This is a genomic window from Paracoccus onchidii (assembly GCF_028294535.1).
GTDB lineage: Bacteria > Pseudomonadota > Alphaproteobacteria > Rhodobacterales > Rhodobacteraceae > Paracoccus > Paracoccus onchidii.
In genome coordinates, this window is the sequence record NZ_JAQBIE010000009.1 from 15,422 (window position 1) to 32,297 (window position 16,876).

Sequence of the window (16,876 nt, forward strand, 5' to 3'; positions counted from 1 at the left end):
TGCATCGTCAATAAAACACCGCCGCCGGTTCTTGACCAATTAACCTTTCGGCGCTTGGCGCATCGAAGTTTCATTGCTAGGCTTTGGTCGAAATCAACGAAGGCGACCCCGGACTCGTAAGCGCACACATGAAACAATGTGACCTGTTCATTCGCTCTGCGAGGTGCCCCTGATGCGCCATACGCTGCCCCATGCGCCGCAATTCTATGTCACCGCTCCGCAGCCCTGCCCCTATTTGCACGGGCGCGCCGAACGGAAACTGTTCACCGCGCTGCATGGTGAAAACGCAGCCGAGCTGAATAACGCGCTGTCGCGACAGGGATTTCGCCGGTCGCAGAATGTGCTGTATCGCCCCAGCTGCGAAAGTTGCGTCGCCTGCATGTCCGCACGCATCCGCGTCGCCGATTTCAAGCCGAGCCGGACCCAGCGCCGATTGCTGCGCAAAAACCGTGAAATTCGCCGGTTGGCCACCAGCGCATGGGCCACCGAAGAACAGTTCGACCTGTTCCGCCAGTATCTTGACCAACGTCACGCCGATGGCGGCATGGCCGATATGGATATTTTCGAATTCGCCGCCATGGTCGAAGAAACACCGGTCAAGACCCGCGTCATCGAATATCGCAGCACCGCCGAGCGCGCCAAGGAAATCGCCGAAGGTGATGACCATCTGGCTGCGGTGTGCCTGACGGATGTGCTCGATGACGGGTTGAGCCTTGTATATAGTTTCTATGATCCGCAGATGCGCGCGGCCAGCCTTGGCACCTATCTGATTCTGGACCATATCGAAATCGCCCGTGCCGCCAAACTGCCCTATGTCTATCTTGGATATTGGGTGCCCGGCAGTCGCAAGATGGATTACAAGGCCCGCTTCTCGGCGCTGGAAATCTACAAGGGCGGGGTCTGGCAGGACATCGGCGACCCGGAAGATCATTCCAACCAATCACATCCGCTCTCGGTCGACCCGATCGTCGAACAGGTCGCCCGGATCGCCCTGCCGCAGTTCGACCGTTAGCCCGCGCAAAGGCGCGAAAGAAAATTACAATATTTCACCGTGTCGCGTCATTTTATCTGCGACACCCCATTGACCCTGCCTAACAGCCTCCATAATTTGCGCCGACACCGGGTTTGATAGGACGCGGTGATTTGTGACAAGATGGAGTGAAGAAGATGTCCCGAATGATGACGGGTGCAAGAATGGTTGTCGAAGCGCTGCGCGATCAGGGCGTCGATACCGTATTCGGCTATCCGGGCGGGGCGGTGCTACCCATCTATGATGAAATTTTCCAGCAGAATGACATCACCCATGTGCTGGTGCGCCACGAACAGGGTGCCGTTCACATGGCCGAGGGTTATGCCCGCGCGACAGGCAAGCCCGGCGTCGTTCTGGTGACATCTGGCCCGGGTGCAACCAATGCCGTCACGGGCCTGACCGATGCGCTGCTGGATTCGATTCCGCTGGTGGTGCTGTCCGGGCAGGTTCCGACCTTCATGATCGGCACCGATGGCTTTCAAGAGGCAGACACCGTTGGCATCACCCGCCCCTGCACCAAGCATAACTGGCTGGTGAAGGATACCGGAAAGCTGGCCGAAACAATCCACAAGGCGTTTCAGGTTGCGACGTCAGGCCGGCCCGGTCCCGTGCTGATCGACATTCCAAAGGATGTGCAATTTGCCACGGATGGGTATGTCGGACCCAAACAGGTCGAGACCGGTCGCTATCAGCCCGTGCGCAAGGGTGACCTTGCGGCGATCACGCGCCTAGTCGAAATGATCGAACAGGCCGAGCGTCCGATTCTTTATACGGGTGGCGGCGTCATCAATTCCGGCCCGGGCGCAAGCCAGTTGCTGCGCGAACTGGCCGACGCGACCGGCATTCCGGTCACCTCGACGCTGATGGGTCTGGGCGCCTACCCGGCATCGGGGCAGAACTGGATCGGGATGCTGGGGATGCATGGTCTGTATGAGGCCAATCTTGCCATGCATGGCTGCGATCTGATGATCAATCTGGGCGCACGTTTCGATGACCGGATCACCGGGCGTATCGCTGATTTCAGCCCGAACTCGATCAAGGCGCATGTCGATATCGATCCGTCGTCGATCAACAAGGTCGTTCATGTCGATCTGCCCATCGTGGGCGATGTCGGCCATGTTCTGGAAGATCTGCTGAAGGTCTGGAAGTCACGCGGACGCAAGACCAACAAGACCGCGCTCGGCAAGTGGTGGGAACAGATCGAGGGCTGGAAGGCCAAGAACTGTCTGTTCTTCCGCAACAGCGACACCATCATCAAGCCGCAACACGCCCTGCAACGCCTTGAGGCGCTGACCAAGGACCGTGACCGCTATGTCACGACCGAGGTCGGGCAACACCAGATGTGGGCCGCGCAATATCTGGGCTTTGACGAACCCAACCGCTGGATGACTTCGGGCGGACTGGGAACGATGGGTTATGGCCTGCCTGCCTCGATCGGCGTTCAGATGGCGCATCCCGAGGCACTGGTGATCAATGTCGCGGGTGATGCAAGCTGGCTGATGAACATGCAGGAAATGGGCACCGCCGTTCAATTCCGGCTGCCGGTCAAGCAGTTCATCCTGAACAATGAACGCCTTGGCATGGTCCGGCAGTGGCAGCAGCTTTTGCATGGTGAACGCTATAGCCAAAGCTGGTCCGACAGCCTGCCGGATTTCATCAAACTGGCCGAGGCCTTTGGCTGCAAGGGCGCGCAAGTGCGCGACCCCAAGGATCTGGATGCCGCCATTCAGGACATGCTCGACTATGACGGCCCCTACATTCTGGACGTTCTGGTCGAAAAGCACGAAAACTGTTTTCCGATGATTCCCTCGGGGAAACCTCACAACGAAATGTTGCTGGGCGAAGCGGAAACCCAGGGTGCAATTCAGGCCGACGGCGCCGTTCTGGTGTAGCGACCGCCTGCGGGGGCCATCCCCCGCAGTTCCAATCTTGATGCACCATAAGGGGCTGAACATGAACGCATTGAACATCCAAAAAGGCGCGTCCAGCCATTCGGCTTATGATCTGCGCGACCCGAATGCCGACTACGAAGAACGCCATACGCTGGCCGTCATGGTCGAGAACGAACCCGGTGTCCTGGCCCGCGTGATCGGACTGTTTTCCGGCCGCGGTTACAATATCGACAGCCTGACAGTGGCAGAAGTGGATCACGAAGGGCATCAGTCGCGCATCACCGTGGTGACCCGTGGCACGCCGGCCGTGATCGAACAGATCAAGGCTCAGCTGGGGCGGATCGTTCCGGTCCACGAAGTCCATGACCTGACCGTCGAAGGGCCGTCGGTTGAACGCGAGTTGGGTCTGTTCAAGGTCGCGGGTCAGGGGGACAAACGCGTCGAAGCACTGCGCATCGCCGAGATTTTTCGTGCGAATGTCGTGGATTCAACCCTGGAAAGCTTTGTCTTCGAACTGGTTGGTACATCTACCAAGCTGGATGCATTTGCCGACCTGATGCGCCCTCTGGGCCTTAGCGATCTGGCGCGCACCGGCGTGGCGGCATTGGCGCGCGGCGCGTAAGGGCACCCCATGCGGGCGCTGGCAGGGTCAGCGCCCGACGCAGAGCTTGCCCGGGCCGGGCATTCCCGGTGTTGCGATATTGGCCGGGCCTGCGATGTCGTCATCTTGCCGCGACACGACACGCAGGTGACATTCCTCGGAATAGCCCAGATCGTCCGCCGGTTCGGTTGAATTCCCCTTCAGCATCTCGGGAAGTTCGGGGCAGGCATGCTCGCTCAGCACCCGTACTTTCCGGGCGTGGCGCAGCTTTCCCACCATCTCTGATTCAAGCTCGACAAGATCACCCGGTTCTGTCCAGGGCTTCGATTCCAAGAAATCGACACGTCCTTGCAGATATGCCAGCGAAGCCTGATCTTCGCACCAAATAACGGCTTTTTCTCGTTCTGCATTGCTCCAGACGACAACCCCGATCATGGGCACCTCTTTCGACATTCGACTCAACACGATCGGGTCAATCAGTCCGATACTGTATTTTTGTACATTGTTAACTAACTAGAGCAAAAATCCGCCGATGATCCAGCTTTTTTCCGCCTCGTCGTAGGTAAAATTGCGCATATGTCATGAAATCCAACCCAGAATCGCGGCAAGCTACTGTTAACAAACAAAATACGAAGGATAGAGAGACGGGTTTCCTTTACTGGTGCGGCGAATATGCCACAGACAAAGCACTATGGCCGGGGCAATTTACGACGTTTTTGTTACAGATCTGTGCAGGCATCCAGCAATAAACCGCGCATTCAGGCAAGAGTCTGATCAATTCAGGGTTGTGTACCTTGTAAAAATACAGGCGCCATAATCTGGACGAATCGCAACCTGCTCGCGCCGGTTAGCGCGCCCGACCACTGCGAACATCGTCGACCGCGCGCCTGACTTCGGCCAGTCTCGCGGCGCGTGCCGGATGCGAACCAAGAATATGGTCCCCCGGATCCGGGATGCGCTCAAAGAACTTTGCGCCGTTCATTGGGTCATATCCCGCATTCAGCGCCATGATCGCCCCGAGATAGTCGGCCTGCAATTCCCATTCCTTGGAATAATAGCGTGACCCGACGGACGCCCCGATTTCCTGTGCCGCCTCGATCGTGGCTTCGTCGACACCGTAAACCGACGCGATGCTGCCTAGAATCACGGCTCCGGCGGCTGCCGCACCGGCCTTGCGGTCAAGGTGGTTCAGCACATGATGGCTGGCCTCATGCCCGACGACAAAGGCGATTTCATCGCCATTGCGGGTTGCCGCGATCAGGGACAGGGTCATGCCGATAATCGGGCGGCCAGTCGCATCGATGGTCTGAAAGGCGTTGGGTTCCAGTCCGGGTCTGTCATCGATCACGAACTGAAAATCACAATTGATCGGCTGCGTCCGTCGCTGCCTGCATTCCCGCTCGACCGCCGGTTCCATACGGCTCATGACACCGATAAACGTGCGGGCCGTGCTTTCGGGCGTGCCATCATTTTCCAGCACCGGGGCGCGTTCCGGGGTCGGAGGAGGGCCTTGGGTCTGATTCCCCGGAATCGGTGCGCATGCCGTGATCGCCAGAACCGCGACCAGCATGGCAGTCGCCCAACAGCGAGACCAGGTGCCCTTGCTCATGATTGCCTCACGCCATGCATTGACCGTGTTCATCACGATCTTGAAGTCATGTTTATCCGCCAGAGGCAGCAGGCGCAAACCCTCTCGCCTTGTCGCGCGGGCCAGTTCGCGCGAATGTTAGGCAACAACAAGGAGAACCTGATGTTCACGATCGAGCATGATTTCGACGCCACGGTCATCACGTTGATCGACGAGGCCGAACCCAACACCCGTCCGCTGAACGAAGATGTCGTGATCCTGTCCTTCGAGGATCGCGTCGTCATCGAACAAATGGACCCACAGACCGATCAGGTGGCGCGCGTGGCCTTTACCATGCATCAGCTTACGGAATTGCGGCTGGCGCTGAATTTGCCCGAAGGCAATTACCGCATCCAGCGCACGGATGATTAATCAAGGCGAAACATCTTCTCACGCGATGCCTCGCCACGAACAAGAACGAGGCGCGTCTTGGCAACCCCGAGGGATTTGGCCAACAGCTTCCTGATACTGTCATTGGCCTTTCCCTTTTCGGGGGCGGCGGTGACATAGACACGCAGCAGGCCATCTTCCAGCCTTATCTGATTGCGCGCGGCACGCGGGGTGGCGCGCAGCGCGATTTCGGCACCCGGCTGGGCAAGATGGCGCAGATCTGTCATGCCGTCATTCTGACCGCGCAGCCCGGCCCGGCACAAGCGTCTTTGGCTTGTGCTATGCTCAACCCTCTGCAAGAACCGCCGGGCGCGACAGGACAGAGGAGACCCGCATGGAGTATCGCAACGAAGCCGCCCTGAGCTTTCTGGCCCAACGTCGTTCTCATCCGCCCAAGCTGTTGACCGGCCCCGCCCCGACCCGCAGCCAGTTGACCGAACTGCTGACGCTGGCCGCCCGCGTGCCCGATCACGGCAAGCTGGAGCCCTGGCGCTTTGTCATACTTGAACGCGAAACACTCGATCGTCTGGCGCCGGTTCTGCGCCAAGAGGTGCTGGCCAGCGGCCAGGATGGTGCGGCGGCCGAAAAGGCGGCGGCAGCCTTTGGATCGCCCCTTGTGGTTGCCGTGATTTCTTCGCCCGTCGCAAGCGAGAAGATACCGGAATGGGAACAATTCCTGTCGGCCGGGGCGCTTTGCCTTGGCCTTGTGAATGCGGCGCTTGCATCAGGCTGGGGCGCGGCATGGCTGACGGGTCACGCCGCGTTGAACAAGGGATTTGGCGAGGCACATCTTGGACTGGCCGCGCATGAACGGGTCGCGGGCCTCGTCCATATCGGCACGCGTGGCGACACGCCTCCTGAACGCCCCCGCCCCGACGTGCAGGAAAAGACGACCTGGCTGCCATGATTGCCGTTCGCGCATTGCTGGCCGGGTGGGCGGACATGTTGCGACCCAGGATACTGTCGCTGGTCCTGACGGGAATCGCACTGACGATCATGCTGTTCGTCGCGCTGCAAGCCGCGACTTTCTGGCTTATACGGTTCATCACCTCGGGCAGCGTTACCCTGCCATGGTTGGGCCAGTTCGATATCGGCAACGTCTTGTCCTGGGGATCTCTGGCATTATTCCCGATCCTCGGGTTCTTCCTGATGGCGCCGGTCGCTGCGGGATTTGCAGGTCTGTTTGCAGAACGTGTCGCCGAAGCCGTGGAGGCAATCCACTATCCGACGCGACGCGGGCGTTCGCTGGATTTTCTGGATGGCCTGCTTGAATCCCTGGCAGTGGTGGCAGCGGTGATCGGGGTCGGTATTGTCACCTTGATCCTGACGCCGTTTATCGGGCCGCTTTCGCCTGTTCTGTTCTACACCGCGAATGGCTGGCTGTTGGGACGAGAGTTCTTTCAGATGGCCGCACGCCGGCACCTGAACGAAGAACAGGCAAATACGCTGCGCCGACACAACGGGCTACGCGTTACCTTTGCCGGCGCATTGGTTGCAATCGGGCTGACGATACCTTTCGTGAATATCGCCGTCCCCCTGTTGGCGGCGGCGGCATTCACGCATCTGTTTCACATGCTCAGCGGAACATCTGGTCCAGCGCCTCGATATCGGCACGGGTAACGATGCCCCCCAGAATGATCCAGGCGATCACGCCCCAGATCGCAGCCGAGATCAGCGTCGTCAAAAGCATCTTGCGCTTGACGGGCAGATTTGCGGGCGCGCCCGCCGGGGTTCCGGGAACGATTTCCCCGGCATCCTGCTGGCTGCGCTGACCAAAAGGCATGACGACGAACAGGGTCAGAAACCACAAAACGGCATAAAGAACGATTCCGCCGGTCAGATTCATCAGACCTGCTCCAATTCGATCAGGCAGCCATTAAAATCCTTGGGGTGCAGAAACAGGACCGGTTTGCCATGCGCGCCGATCTTGGGTTCACCGCTGCCAAGAACCCGCGCACCTTCGGATTTCAGCCGGTCGCGCGCAGCCAGAATGTCTTCGACCTCATAGCACATGTGATGAATACCGCCCGCAGGGTTCTTGTCCAGAAAGCCCTGGATCGGGCTGTTTTCACCCAATGGGTAAAGCAACTCGATCTTGGTATTGGGCAATTCGATAAACACCACCGTCACACCGTGATCGGGTTCGTCCTGGGCAGGACCCACGGTCGCACCCAGCGTGTCCCGGTATTGCGCGGCAGCCGCTTGCAGGTCCGGCACGGCAATAGCCACATGGTTCAGTCGTCCGATCATCGCAATCTCCATTTCCGTTGTTTCTAGGCCCTCCACGCCAAAATCAAAAGAGACAGCTTGTCGCGTGTTAACCGGTTCTTAGCGAATCAACGGCTAACTGAGATGGACAGCGATCCAGAACGGGGAGACGGAAGATGCTGACCGATCTCGGGAACGAGCCGAAAGAAACCTTGCCGATGTGGCGCATGTCCCTGCCGGGGCGACCACTGACGGGCCTGACGGTGCTTGTGGTCGAAGATTCGCGCTTTGCCAGCGAGGCGGTGCGCCTTTTGTGCCTGCGCTCGGGGGCGCGTATCCGCCGCGCGGACTGTCTTCGTTCGGCTGCGCGACATCTGCAAAACTATCGTCCGGCGGTGGTCATCGTTGATCTCGGCCTGCCTGACGGAAACGGGGCCGACCTGATCGCGCAGATCTCATGCGCGACGCCGCGTGTGCCCGTCATACTGGGAATCTCCGGCGATCCAGAGCGTGAAAACGATGCGATTTCGGCGGGTGCCGACGGTTTTCTGGCCAAACCGGTCGAAAGCCTTGCAGTATTCCAACAGGCCATCTTGTCGGGTCTGCCCGCCGAATCACGTGGAACAGGGTTGCGGGCCTTGCCTGATGACGTGATCCATCCCGATGCCTCCGGGTTGCGCGACGATCTTTTCCATGTGGCTGAAATTCTCAGCAATGCGCATGACACGCGCGCCATCGATTACATCGCACGGTTTCTGGCGGGCGTTGCGCGTTCGGCGCATGATCCGGCATTGGAGGCCGCAGCAACCGCACTGGCCAATGATCATCAGGCCGGTCACGCGTTGGCGGCAGATCTGGCCCGTATCAGCAGCATGGTCAAAGATCGCCTTGCGGATGTGGCCGAGATGTAGGTCCGGCAGGCCGGGATCACGCCAGGAACCCGGGGTTTTCGCCCATATCCAGATGTGGAAAGACGCTACGTTCCAGAACATCACGGGGCATGTCGAACAAATCGCGCAACGCCCAGGCCGCATAGGCCCGGATATCCTGCGTCGGCATCAGGTCGCGATCGGAATAAAGATCCTGCTCGGAAATGCCCGGCCATTTACCATAGACCCGCGCACCGCGAATTGCGCCACCAGCCATCAGCATCGCGCCACCGGTTCCGTGATCGGTTCCTCCGCTGCCGTTCTCGCGCACGGTGCGCCCGAATTCGGTCATGGCCAGAACCGTAGTCCGCTGCCAGTTTTGTCCAAGCCCATCACGCAGGGTCAGAATCGCGTCTGACAGACGGTTTAGCGCCCTTCCGATCACCCGCGCCTGATTGGCATGGCTATCCCAACCCGATATCGAAAATGTCGCGATCCGCGTTGCACCATTCAGCCGATCCGCTGAAAACCGCGCCAGCGCCCTGACATCGCGCGTAGGCCCACCCTTTTCCTTGCCATCCTCTTTCGTGACCGTGCCGATGCCACTTTCAACGATATCGATCGCCTGCTGACCTGCCGAGCGAAACAGCGGATCTTCATGCCAGACATGTTCCAGCAACCGTTGACCCTGCGCACTCAGATTGAACCGCGTCTGGGGCGCCCAGCTTTTGGCCGGCGCCGGCCCATCCAGGATCTTCATGTCTTCCAACCCGACCGAATAGGCGGTTTCGGATCGCACCCCCGGCATGTTTTGCAGCAGACGGTTCAGCCATCCATCACGTTGCTGGATCAGGTCCAGATCGGTTCCGGTCCCCGCCTCAAGCATATCCTGTCCGTCGAAATGGCTGCGCTTGTCTCGGTAGGGGGTCGATACAGCCGGCGCAAAGGCCAGCTCCCCTGCCCGCCACAGGGGCATAAGACCACCCAGATCAGGGTGAAGGGCGAAATAGCCATCCAGATCCAGCGCCCCCTGATCCGGCCCTAGCGACAATTTCTGGCGTAGCTTGCGCAGGTTGTTGTCGCCATAGGGCTGGAACACATCCAGACCATCCATAGCCCCGCGCAGAATGATGACGACCAAACGGTTGTCGCCCGGCGCATCAGCAAAGGCCATGTTGGAAAACAACGGATGCGCCGCGGCTGAACAGCCCAGAAGCGCAGTCGATTTGACAAAAAGGCGGCGCGACAGCATCGACCTATCTCCTGTTGAAATCAGCCGAACCAAGGACAACAGCCAGGCCTTCCAGTTCGGTTTCGGCCTTTGGAACCGCCCAGTTCAACGGCTCTGTCGCGGTGTCACCCAGACAGTCGCGCAGCAGAGCGCGCGGATCCGGGGGCTGACGCACAAGCTTGGGCAATTGCCGGGTCGCCCAATCGATTCGTGCAGCCAGGCCCTGCGGCGTTGCCCATGCCTCGGCCTCTTCTGGCCATCCATCGGGGCCGCGCGGCAGTTGCCATTTCTGGCCCATTGCCGTCATGGGCCGAATCAGCAGGGCATTCACCCGCTGTGGCGGCAGGGACATGACATCAGCCGCCCCCATGCCAACCGCACGCAACGAAGCGATGATGTAATCGAATGGCTGGCGGACCTTGGCGCGAAAATTCGATTGCAATTCCGGCGCTTCGGCCAGTGTCAGATACAGCTCTGCAAGGTTTCCATCGGTTTCGCGAAAACTTGCGGCAAGTCGCGCGACCAGATCCCTCGGCGGGGTATCCGAAACGAAGTGGACGGCCAGTTTCTGCGCGATGTGATCGGCTGTTGCCGGATGACGGGCCAGATCACCGATGACGGCGCGCACGTCACGGATGCTTCCCCAGCGGCTGACACCGTAACTTTTCCCCAGCACCGTTTCCGGCCCCGGTTCGGCCATGGCCGGACGAAACCTGCGTTCATTGCGAAAATTATAGGTCAGTCCGGTCAACAGCTTTGCAAGCTGGCGGACATCTTTCTGCGTGTAATCAGCGTTCACTCCAAGGCTGTGAAGCTCGATCATTTCCCGTGCAAGATTTTCGTTCAGGCCCAGGTTCCGATCCGGCCGTTTGCGTGCCATGACCGAACCGGGACCATAGGACCGGACCTGATTGAGATAGGTCAGCATGCGCGGATGGATCTCGGCCGCCAGCATCATATCCGCAAAACTGCCAGTCATATTTGGGCGAATCGCCTCTTCCACGAAGGCGGCTGCCATGGTGGCATTGAAGATATTTGCCCCGCCAACCACGGTGAAATGATCGGCCCAGAACTGGACCAACCTCTCGCCGAACCCGGCCCCGCCGCCAACAGCGCGCGCGATGCGCCGCTGATTTGCGACACGCCCCAGCTTGACCGTTTTACGTCGTTCGGCACGGATGGCGCTGCGATCACCGCCGCCATTCTTGCGCATTTCCTTGACAGCCTTGGTGTATTGCAGGCGCAATTCCTCGATCTGGTCCAAAGAGATCGAGGAATCATCCGGCCCGGACGCGCCGATTTCGGCGACCAGTCCGGCGGGCGTTTCCGGTGCATGCACATCAGGGCCAAGACCATAGCCCAGCTTGAGTGCGGCAATTGAAGAATAATCGATCATGCCTGCTTTGCCATCCACATTGCAGCCCGATATTGGGCCGCAATGTGGCACAAGGCAAAGCCGAATTCAGATCACTCTTTCGGCAACACGCGCAAACGCAGTTCGCGCATCTGTTCATTGCTGGGCTCCGATGGCGCATTCATCATCAGATCCTCGGCGCGTTGGTTCATCGGGAACATGATGACCTCGCGGATATTGGCCTCATCCGCCAGCAGCATCACGATCCGGTCGATGCCGGCAGCGCAACCGCCATGCGGGGGCGCGCCATAGCGGAACGCCTTGACCATGCCGCCAAAGCGCTTCTCGACCTCGTCGGCGCCATAGCCGGCCAGCTCGAACGCCTTGAACATGATTTCCGGCTTGTGGTTCCGGATCGCGCCCGAGATCAGCTCGTAGCCGTTGCAGGCCAGATCGTACTGATAGCCCTTGACCGCCAGCGGATCGCCGTTCAGCGCGTCCAGACCGCCCTGCGGCATGCTGAACGGGTTGTGGCTGAAGTCGATCTTGCCCTCGTCGTCCTTCTCGTACATCGGGAAATCGACGATCCAGGCGAATTTGAACTGGTTCTCGTCGGTCAGGCCCAGCTCGCGCCCGATCTCGTTGCGGGCGCGGCCCGCGACACCCTCGAACGCCTCGGGCTTGCCGCCAAGGAAGAACGCGGCATCGCCGATGCCCAGACCCAGCTGCTGGCGGATCGCCTCGGTCCGCTCGGGACCGATGTTTTTCGCGACGGGGCCGGCGGCCTCGATCTCGCCATTCTCACCTTTGCGCCACAGGATATAGCCCATGCCGGGCAGGCCCTGCTGTTGGGCAAAGGCGTTCATGCGGTCGGCGAACTTGCGGCTGCCGCCGGTCGGCGCGGGAATGGCGCGGACCTCGGTGCCGTCCTGTTCCAAGAGCTTGGCAAAGATCGCGAAGCCCGAGCCGCGGAAATGCTCGCTGACGATCTGCATCTCGATCGGGTTGCGCAGGTCGGGCTTGTCGCTGCCGTATTTCAGCATGGCTTCGGCATAGGGGATGCGCGGCCATTCGGTATCGACCTTGCGGCCCTTGCCGAATTCCTCGAACAGGCCCTGCACGACCGGTTGGATCGAGGCAAAGACATCCTCTTGGTCCACGAAGGACATTTCCATGTCCAGCTGGTAGAAATCGGTCGGGCTGCGATCGGCGCGCGGATCCTCGTCACGGAAGCAGGGCGCGATCTGGAAATACTTGTCGAAACCCGCGACCATGATCAGCTGCTTGAACTGCTGGGGGGCCTGCGGCAGAGCATAGAACTTGCCCGGATGAAGACGCGACGGCACCAGAAAGTCGCGCGCGCCTTCGGGGCTGGATGCCGTGATGATCGGCGTCTGGAATTCGGTGAAGTCGCGTTCCCACATCCGTTTGCGGATCGATTGGATCACCTTGCTGCGCAGCATGATGTTGTTGTGCAGCGTCTCGCGGCGCAGGTCCAGGAAACGATAGGTCAGACGCGTTTCTTCAGGATAGTCCTGATCACCGAATACCGGCAATGGCAGCTCGTCTGCCGCGCCCAGAACCTCTAGCTCGGTGGCATAGACTTCGATCTCGCCCGTTGGCAATTTGGGGTTGATCAGCGATTCATCGCGCAGCTTGACGCGCCCGTCGATGCGGATGACGGTTTCGGCGCGCAGCTTTTCCATCTCGGCAAAGGCGGGGCTGTCGCTGTCGGCCAGAACTTGCGTCATGCCATAATGATCGCGCAGATCGACGAACAGAACGCCCCCGTGATCGCGGACACGATGAACCCAACCCGACAAACGGATGGTTTCACCGGCATTGGCGGCAGTCAGATCGCCGCAGTTGTGGCTGCGATAGGCGTGCATGATCGGTCCCCAGTTGTTCAGCCCCCGCATCAACAGCGCCACAGGCGGGAAGTCAACCGGTCAGAAGGGGCGGACGACGTTCCCGCTGTAGAAATAATAGCCCATGCCGACCGCGAACAGGATATTTCCCGCCACCGCGTGCAAAAGCCAGGCCGCCGGAAAGCCATGGCGCAGATAGGCACGGCCGAATATCCATCCGCCCACAAAGGTCATCACCGCGACAACCCATGACCAATACATCAGATGCGCAAAGGAAAAGACGGCCGCGTTGATTGCGATGGCCCCCTTGCCCGACGGCAGCAATGCCCCGTAGCGGTGAAAGAACAACGGGCGAAAGATCAGCTCTTGCGGCAATGCCGACAAGATCGGGTACAGCGCCCAGATCAGCAACAGGAAGTCTGGCCGCGTGCGCAGGATCGCGAACAGGCCCTCGGGGCGCGCAAGCCACATGATCAGCGCCCCGGACACCAGCGTCGCCACCGCGATACCGGCGACCTCGTACCACGGGATACGCCGACCATGAACCAGGTTCCGCCAGCGGAACCCACCCGTGCGCCACAACAGAACCAGGCCGACAACCGAGAACAGGAACAACGCCGCAAACATTTCTTGCGGAGGCAGGAACAGCGCAATCGCCAGTGGCGCCCCGAAATAGAGCGCCACGAACTCGATCATCAGCCAGTCATGCGATTTCACCGGGTGAGGCGTGTCGACAGCCATCGTTTCCAATCCGCCGATGAACCGGCAAATGCATTCAGATCCACATCGCCCTTGATACCCGGAACTGTTCCGGTTCCGGTATATTGCCAGAACGCCCAACGCTGCCCCGGATAGGTCATACGCGGATGATCCGCGACCGAACGCAGCCAGAACTCGGCCCGCATGTCGCCAAGATTGTTGTCGCGATAGAAATCGACGGTCGTGTAGATGATCGGCCGCTGGCCGTAATGCCGCCCGACGATATCAAGGAAATTCGACGCCTCGCGCTTGATTTCGGCCGAGGACGGACGCCGTGGGCAAGTCTTGGAATGGGTCCATTCCAGATCGAGCACCGGCGGCAATGACCCCACCTCGCGCGGGACGTTGCGGATAAACCATTCGGCCTGCTCGCGCCCGGTGCGGCAGAAATAGTAATAATGATAGGCGCCCCGCGGAATCCGTGCCGCCGCTGCCTCGCGCCAGTATCTCTGGAAGTTGGGATCGTTGTGGTCGCCCCCTTCGGTCGCCTTGATAAAGGCAAAGCTGATGCCGGCGTGGCGCACCCGCGCCCAGTCGATCTCGCCCTGCCAGCGGGAAATATCGATGCCATGCACCGCGTGGTTATACGGATGCCCGTTGCGCCATTCATGTGGCTGGCTATCGCCAAGCTGCGGCACGGTTCCGGCGACATATCGCCCGCCCCCGCCACCACCCTGGGGCGGAGTGCGCGAACACGCGACCGCCAGAACCAGCATCAATCCCAATAATACCTTGCCAAGGTGTCGCATTCCCGCCCCACAAATCCTCTGATCCGCTGCATCCTATCCGGCAGCTTGATGAAACTATCGCAAAGGCGTGAGGGAAAGTCACCGTGCCGTTACGGTCACGAACGCGTCAGCATATCATTTACTGTTGAACCGGCTGCGCGTCGTCGGGGGGCACGGTCATGTTCTGGTCCTGATCATCCGCGGCAAACGGGAAAACGAAGTAAAGGATGATTGCGGCCGCGACCGCCAGTGCGATCGCCATCAGCGCGGGCCTGTGCTTGCGGGCAGAGCGCGTCGGATCTTGTTCGTTATGGGACATCTCAGCTCCTTTCAGCTTCTGCCCGACCAACACATGCCCGAAGAACAGGGTTCCCTGCCCCGTCCAAACTTTGCCCGGACCGCATGCCGCCCATCAAGGCCCTGTCACGGAAGCGGAATTTCGCCGCCGATGGAAGAAATTGCCTCAGGAAAGGAACTTGGTGATGCGATTGCAGTTCTGTCATGTATTGTTCACGAAATCGCCATAGCGTGGCGCCGGACCAATCAGTAGACCGGATCTGCAACTTGTAAGGCAGGACCCAATCAGTATGGACACCAGCTGGACCCCATCTTCGCGCCCCGAAATTCTTGACCCGCACGGCGCCATGATGCCTGCCGGACTTCTGGCCGAAAGCCCGCCAAGCTCGGACCGCGCCTATGTCACACTGGTCACCAATCCCGACTATCTTCCCGGTGCCGAGGCCCTGCTGCGATCGTTGCGGCTGACCGGCACCCAGGCCGACCTGGTGGTCATGCATCGCGGCTTGCAGCCGGCCCATCTGGCACGGTTGCGGCTTCATGGTGCGCGCCTGATCGCCGCGGAACTGTTGCCCACCTCGGTCGAATTCGACCTCGCCCATGCCCGTGACGCGCTGCATTCGCGCGCCGCCTTCACACGGGGCGGCAAGCCCGATTTCCACACACCGCTGGACAATTTCGTCAAGCTGCGCCTGTGGCAACTGGACTACGCGCGCTGCGTGTTCATCGATGCCGACGCTATCGTGCTGCGATCGGTGGACAAGCTGTTCGACATGCCCGAATTCTGCGCCGCACCCAACGTCTATGACGGTCTTGATGGTTTCCACAGGATGAATTCGGGTGTCTTCACTGCCCGCCCCGACATTCGTCGCTTTCGCGACATGCTGGCATGTCTGGATCGCCCCGGCGCATTCTGGAGGCGCACTGACCAGACCTTCCTTCAGGACTATTTCAGTGACTGGCAAGGATTGTCGATCCACCACAACATGCTGCAATATGTGTGGTTCAACATGCCGGAACTATGGAGCTGGCAGGACATCCGAATCCTGCATTTCCAATATGAAAAGCCGTGGAAAAGCCATGCCAAGACCGATTTGCTGCGCCCTCTGATCGATCTGTGGCAAGCCATCGCAAACGGCCAGCCGGTACCCGACCTGTCCACCCAGATTCGTCCTGCCGCGGCCTGATGCGCATTGCCCTGACCGGTGCCAGCGGCTTTGTCGGCGCCTCGATCCGGCCTTTGCTGCAACAGGCGGGCCATCAGGTCACGCCCCTTGGGCACGACAACGGCTTCTCTCTGGGTGCCCGCCCCGACCTGCACGGGCATCACGCATTGATTCATTGTGCCTTCGCCCATCAGCCCGGTTGTTTTCGCGGTGGCGAGGGTGACGATCCACAAGGCTTTGTCGAAACCAACCAGACCGGAACCCGGCTTCTGTTCGATCAAGCCGAGAAATGCGGTGTCAGCCGGGTCATTTTCCTGTCCACGCGGGCGGTGCATGACGGCCATCCAGCGGGCAGCTTTCTGACCGACACATTGCCGCCCCGCCCTGTCAATCTTTACGGACAGGTCAAATCCGATGGCGAACGCTACTTGCTCAGCAAGACCGGGATCAAGGGCACTGCGATTCGCGCCACCGGGCTTTATGGTCCCGGCCCGCGAAACAAGTGGCGCGAACTGTTCCGCCAATTCCAACAGGGCGCGAGACTTGCCCCCCGCGTCGGAACCGAACTGCATATTGCGGATCTGGCCGATGCGATGCTGCGCCTTCTGGCGCATCCCCTGCCCCCTGCCACCGTAAATGCCAGCGACTTTGCGCTGGACCGTCAAGACCTGCTGCGGCTGGTGGCCGAACATACCGGCTGTCGCACAGCCCTGCCTGATCGCGCGGATGCCGTCGACATGCGTATCGCCGGCTGCGCGGCGCTGGCCCGCCTTGGATGGCGCCCGGGCGGAATCGCCAAACTGGAACAAACCATGCCGCGGCTGCTGGACCTTGCCCCCCAAGTATGATTCGTTTG

At 60.1% G+C, this 16,876-nt stretch carries 20 protein-coding genes; 9 read left to right on the forward strand and 11 right to left on the reverse strand.

Annotated features, from left to right (window positions below; genetic code table 11):
- The first annotated feature begins 172 nt into the window (after positions 1-172).
- The 3 genes from PAF17_RS08010 to ilvN all read left to right on the forward strand — a co-directional run bounded on the left by PAF17_RS08010 (position 173) and on the right by ilvN (position 3,544).
- A complete protein-coding gene (locus PAF17_RS08010) occupies positions 173-1,012 on the forward strand; it encodes an arginyltransferase (RefSeq protein ID WP_271888581.1) in 840 nt (279 codons plus the stop codon).
- A gap of 155 nt (positions 1,013-1,167) precedes the next feature.
- Positions 1,168-2,922, forward strand: coding sequence for an acetolactate synthase 3 large subunit (locus PAF17_RS08015; protein WP_271888582.1), 1,755 nt, complete (start codon positions 1,168-1,170; stop codon positions 2,920-2,922).
- A 61-nt stretch (positions 2,923-2,983) separates the two neighbouring features.
- Entirely contained in the window at positions 2,984-3,544 is a 561-nt protein-coding gene (gene ilvN / locus PAF17_RS08020; RefSeq protein WP_271888583.1) for an acetolactate synthase small subunit, read from the forward strand.
- A 27-nt stretch (positions 3,545-3,571) separates the two neighbouring features.
- Here the strand turns inward: ilvN and PAF17_RS08025 are convergent, their stop codons facing one another.
- Positions 3,572-3,958, reverse strand: a complete 387-nt coding sequence (locus PAF17_RS08025) for a hypothetical protein (protein WP_271888584.1) — start codon at positions 3,956-3,958, stop codon at positions 3,572-3,574.
- 412 nt (positions 3,959-4,370) lie between these two features.
- On the reverse strand, positions 4,371-5,093 hold the full coding sequence (locus PAF17_RS08030; RefSeq protein WP_408636393.1) for a M48 family metalloprotease: 723 nt from the start codon (positions 5,091-5,093) through the stop codon (positions 4,371-4,373).
- Between the two features lie 180 nt (positions 5,094-5,273).
- On the opposite strand from PAF17_RS08030, the gene PAF17_RS08035 reads away from it, so the two are divergent.
- Positions 5,274-5,522 carry a hypothetical protein gene (locus PAF17_RS08035; RefSeq protein ID WP_271888586.1) on the forward strand — a complete coding sequence of 83 codons (249 nt, stop codon included), beginning with the start codon at positions 5,274-5,276 and terminating at the stop codon, positions 5,520-5,522.
- Here PAF17_RS08035 and PAF17_RS08040 read toward each other — a convergent pair.
- Positions 5,519-5,767, reverse strand: a complete 249-nt coding sequence (locus PAF17_RS08040; RefSeq protein WP_271888587.1) for a DUF167 domain-containing protein — start codon at positions 5,765-5,767, stop codon at positions 5,519-5,521. The two genes, PAF17_RS08035 and PAF17_RS08040, sit on opposite strands and share 4 nt — an antisense overlap.
- A gap of 107 nt (positions 5,768-5,874) precedes the next feature.
- Here PAF17_RS08040 and PAF17_RS08045 point away from each other — a divergent pair, with 107 nt between their 5' ends.
- Both PAF17_RS08045 and PAF17_RS08050 read left to right on the forward strand, forming a co-directional pair.
- Positions 5,875-6,447, forward strand: a complete 573-nt coding sequence (locus tag PAF17_RS08045; RefSeq protein WP_271888588.1) for a nitroreductase family protein — start codon at positions 5,875-5,877, stop codon at positions 6,445-6,447.
- A complete protein-coding gene (locus PAF17_RS08050) occupies positions 6,444-7,160 on the forward strand; it encodes an EI24 domain-containing protein (RefSeq protein ID WP_271888589.1) in 717 nt (238 codons plus the stop codon). Before PAF17_RS08045 ends, PAF17_RS08050 begins: the two co-directional genes overlap by 4 nt.
- On the opposite strand, the gene PAF17_RS08055 is transcribed toward PAF17_RS08050, so the two are convergent.
- Together PAF17_RS08055 and mce are read right to left on the reverse strand one after the other, a co-directional pair.
- Positions 7,117-7,386, reverse strand: coding sequence for a DUF1467 family protein (locus PAF17_RS08055; protein WP_271888590.1), 270 nt, complete (start codon positions 7,384-7,386; stop codon positions 7,117-7,119). The two genes, PAF17_RS08050 and PAF17_RS08055, sit on opposite strands and share 44 nt — an antisense overlap.
- On the reverse strand, positions 7,386-7,790 hold the full coding sequence (mce, locus tag PAF17_RS08060; protein ID WP_271888591.1) for a methylmalonyl-CoA epimerase: 405 nt from the start codon (positions 7,788-7,790) through the stop codon (positions 7,386-7,388). The genes PAF17_RS08055 and mce overlap by 1 nt, the downstream gene beginning before the upstream one ends.
- A 134-nt stretch (positions 7,791-7,924) precedes the next feature.
- On the opposite strand from mce, the gene PAF17_RS08065 reads away from it, so the two are divergent.
- Positions 7,925-8,659 carry a response regulator gene (locus PAF17_RS08065; protein WP_408636391.1) on the forward strand — a complete coding sequence of 245 codons (735 nt, stop codon included), beginning with the start codon at positions 7,925-7,927 and terminating at the stop codon, positions 8,657-8,659.
- A gap of 16 nt (positions 8,660-8,675) precedes the next feature.
- Here PAF17_RS08065 and PAF17_RS08070 read toward each other — a convergent pair whose 3' ends face one another.
- The 6 genes from PAF17_RS08070 to PAF17_RS08095 form a co-directional block, all read right to left on the reverse strand.
- Positions 8,676-9,869 (reverse strand): DUF1501 domain-containing protein, encoded by a 1,194-nt coding sequence (locus PAF17_RS08070; RefSeq protein ID WP_271888592.1) that lies wholly within the window; start codon positions 9,867-9,869, stop codon positions 8,676-8,678.
- 4 nt (positions 9,870-9,873) lie between these two features.
- Positions 9,874-11,244 carry a DUF1800 domain-containing protein gene (locus PAF17_RS08075; protein ID WP_271888593.1) on the reverse strand — a complete coding sequence of 457 codons (1,371 nt, stop codon included), beginning with the start codon at positions 11,242-11,244 and terminating at the stop codon, positions 9,874-9,876.
- A gap of 71 nt (positions 11,245-11,315) precedes the next feature.
- On the reverse strand, positions 11,316-13,091 hold the full coding sequence (gene aspS, locus PAF17_RS08080; protein WP_271888738.1) for an aspartate--tRNA ligase: 1,776 nt from the start codon (positions 13,089-13,091) through the stop codon (positions 11,316-11,318).
- A gap of 60 nt (positions 13,092-13,151) precedes the next feature.
- On the reverse strand, positions 13,152-13,811 hold the full coding sequence (locus tag PAF17_RS08085) for a CPBP family intramembrane glutamic endopeptidase (protein ID WP_271888594.1): 660 nt from the start codon (positions 13,809-13,811) through the stop codon (positions 13,152-13,154).
- On the reverse strand, positions 13,784-14,578 hold the full coding sequence (locus PAF17_RS08090) for a glycoside hydrolase family 25 protein (protein ID WP_271888595.1): 795 nt from the start codon (positions 14,576-14,578) through the stop codon (positions 13,784-13,786). The genes PAF17_RS08085 and PAF17_RS08090 overlap by 28 nt, the downstream gene beginning before the upstream one ends.
- 118 nt (positions 14,579-14,696) lie before the next feature.
- A complete protein-coding gene (locus PAF17_RS08095; RefSeq protein WP_271888596.1) occupies positions 14,697-14,876 on the reverse strand; it encodes a hypothetical protein in 180 nt (59 codons plus the stop codon).
- Between the two features lie 328 nt (positions 14,877-15,204).
- Here PAF17_RS08095 and PAF17_RS08100 point away from each other — a divergent pair, with 328 nt between their 5' ends.
- Positions 15,205-16,041 carry a glycosyltransferase gene (locus tag PAF17_RS08100; RefSeq protein WP_271888739.1) on the forward strand — a complete coding sequence of 279 codons (837 nt, stop codon included), beginning with the start codon at positions 15,205-15,207 and terminating at the stop codon, positions 16,039-16,041.
- Positions 16,041-16,868 (forward strand): NAD-dependent epimerase/dehydratase family protein, encoded by an 828-nt coding sequence (locus PAF17_RS08105; protein ID WP_271888597.1) that lies wholly within the window; start codon positions 16,041-16,043, stop codon positions 16,866-16,868. The genes PAF17_RS08100 and PAF17_RS08105 overlap by 1 nt, the downstream gene beginning before the upstream one ends.
- The last annotated feature ends 8 nt before the right edge of the window (positions 16,869-16,876 follow it).

Excerpts from the sequence above, each read along its gene's own strand:
- PAF17_RS08045 (WP_271888588.1), top strand. The coding sequence starts at position 5,875 with ATGGAGTATCGCAACGAAGCCGCCCTGAGCTTTCTGGCCCAACGTCGT.
- PAF17_RS08090 (WP_271888595.1), bottom strand. The coding sequence starts at position 14,578 with ATGCGACACCTTGGCAAGGTATTATTGGGATTGATGCTGGTTCTGGCG.
- PAF17_RS08065 (WP_408636391.1), top strand. The coding sequence starts at position 7,925 with ATGCTGACCGATCTCGGGAACGAGCCGAAAGAAACCTTGCCGATGTGG.
- PAF17_RS08100 (WP_271888739.1), top strand. The coding sequence starts at position 15,205 with ATGCCTGCCGGACTTCTGGCCGAAAGCCCGCCAAGCTCGGACCGCGCC.
- PAF17_RS08025 (WP_271888584.1), bottom strand. The coding sequence starts at position 3,958 with ATGATCGGGGTTGTCGTCTGGAGCAATGCAGAACGAGAAAAAGCCGTT.
- aspS (WP_271888738.1), bottom strand. The coding sequence starts at position 13,091 with ATGCACGCCTATCGCAGCCACAACTGCGGCGATCTGACTGCCGCCAAT.
- PAF17_RS08050 (WP_271888589.1), top strand. The coding sequence starts at position 6,444 with ATGATTGCCGTTCGCGCATTGCTGGCCGGGTGGGCGGACATGTTGCGA.
- PAF17_RS08105 (WP_271888597.1), top strand. The coding sequence starts at position 16,041 with ATGCGCATTGCCCTGACCGGTGCCAGCGGCTTTGTCGGCGCCTCGATC.
- PAF17_RS08010 (WP_271888581.1), top strand. The coding sequence starts at position 173 with ATGCGCCATACGCTGCCCCATGCGCCGCAATTCTATGTCACCGCTCCG.
- ilvN (WP_271888583.1), top strand. The coding sequence starts at position 2,984 with ATGAACGCATTGAACATCCAAAAAGGCGCGTCCAGCCATTCGGCTTAT.
- PAF17_RS08070 (WP_271888592.1), bottom strand. The coding sequence starts at position 9,869 with ATGCTGTCGCGCCGCCTTTTTGTCAAATCGACTGCGCTTCTGGGCTGT.
- PAF17_RS08030 (WP_408636393.1), bottom strand. The coding sequence starts at position 5,093 with ATGCTGGTCGCGGTTCTGGCGATCACGGCATGCGCACCGATTCCGGGG.
- PAF17_RS08075 (WP_271888593.1), bottom strand. The coding sequence starts at position 11,244 with ATGATCGATTATTCTTCAATTGCCGCACTCAAGCTGGGCTATGGTCTT.
- PAF17_RS08035 (WP_271888586.1), top strand. The coding sequence starts at position 5,274 with ATGTTCACGATCGAGCATGATTTCGACGCCACGGTCATCACGTTGATC.
- PAF17_RS08095 (WP_271888596.1), bottom strand. The coding sequence starts at position 14,876 with ATGTCCCATAACGAACAAGATCCGACGCGCTCTGCCCGCAAGCACAGG.
- PAF17_RS08055 (WP_271888590.1), bottom strand. The coding sequence starts at position 7,386 with ATGAATCTGACCGGCGGAATCGTTCTTTATGCCGTTTTGTGGTTTCTG.
- PAF17_RS08015 (WP_271888582.1), top strand. The coding sequence starts at position 1,168 with ATGTCCCGAATGATGACGGGTGCAAGAATGGTTGTCGAAGCGCTGCGC.
- mce (WP_271888591.1), bottom strand. The coding sequence starts at position 7,790 with ATGATCGGACGACTGAACCATGTGGCTATTGCCGTGCCGGACCTGCAA.
- PAF17_RS08040 (WP_271888587.1), bottom strand. The coding sequence starts at position 5,767 with ATGACAGATCTGCGCCATCTTGCCCAGCCGGGTGCCGAAATCGCGCTG.
- PAF17_RS08085 (WP_271888594.1), bottom strand. The coding sequence starts at position 13,811 with ATGGCTGTCGACACGCCTCACCCGGTGAAATCGCATGACTGGCTGATG.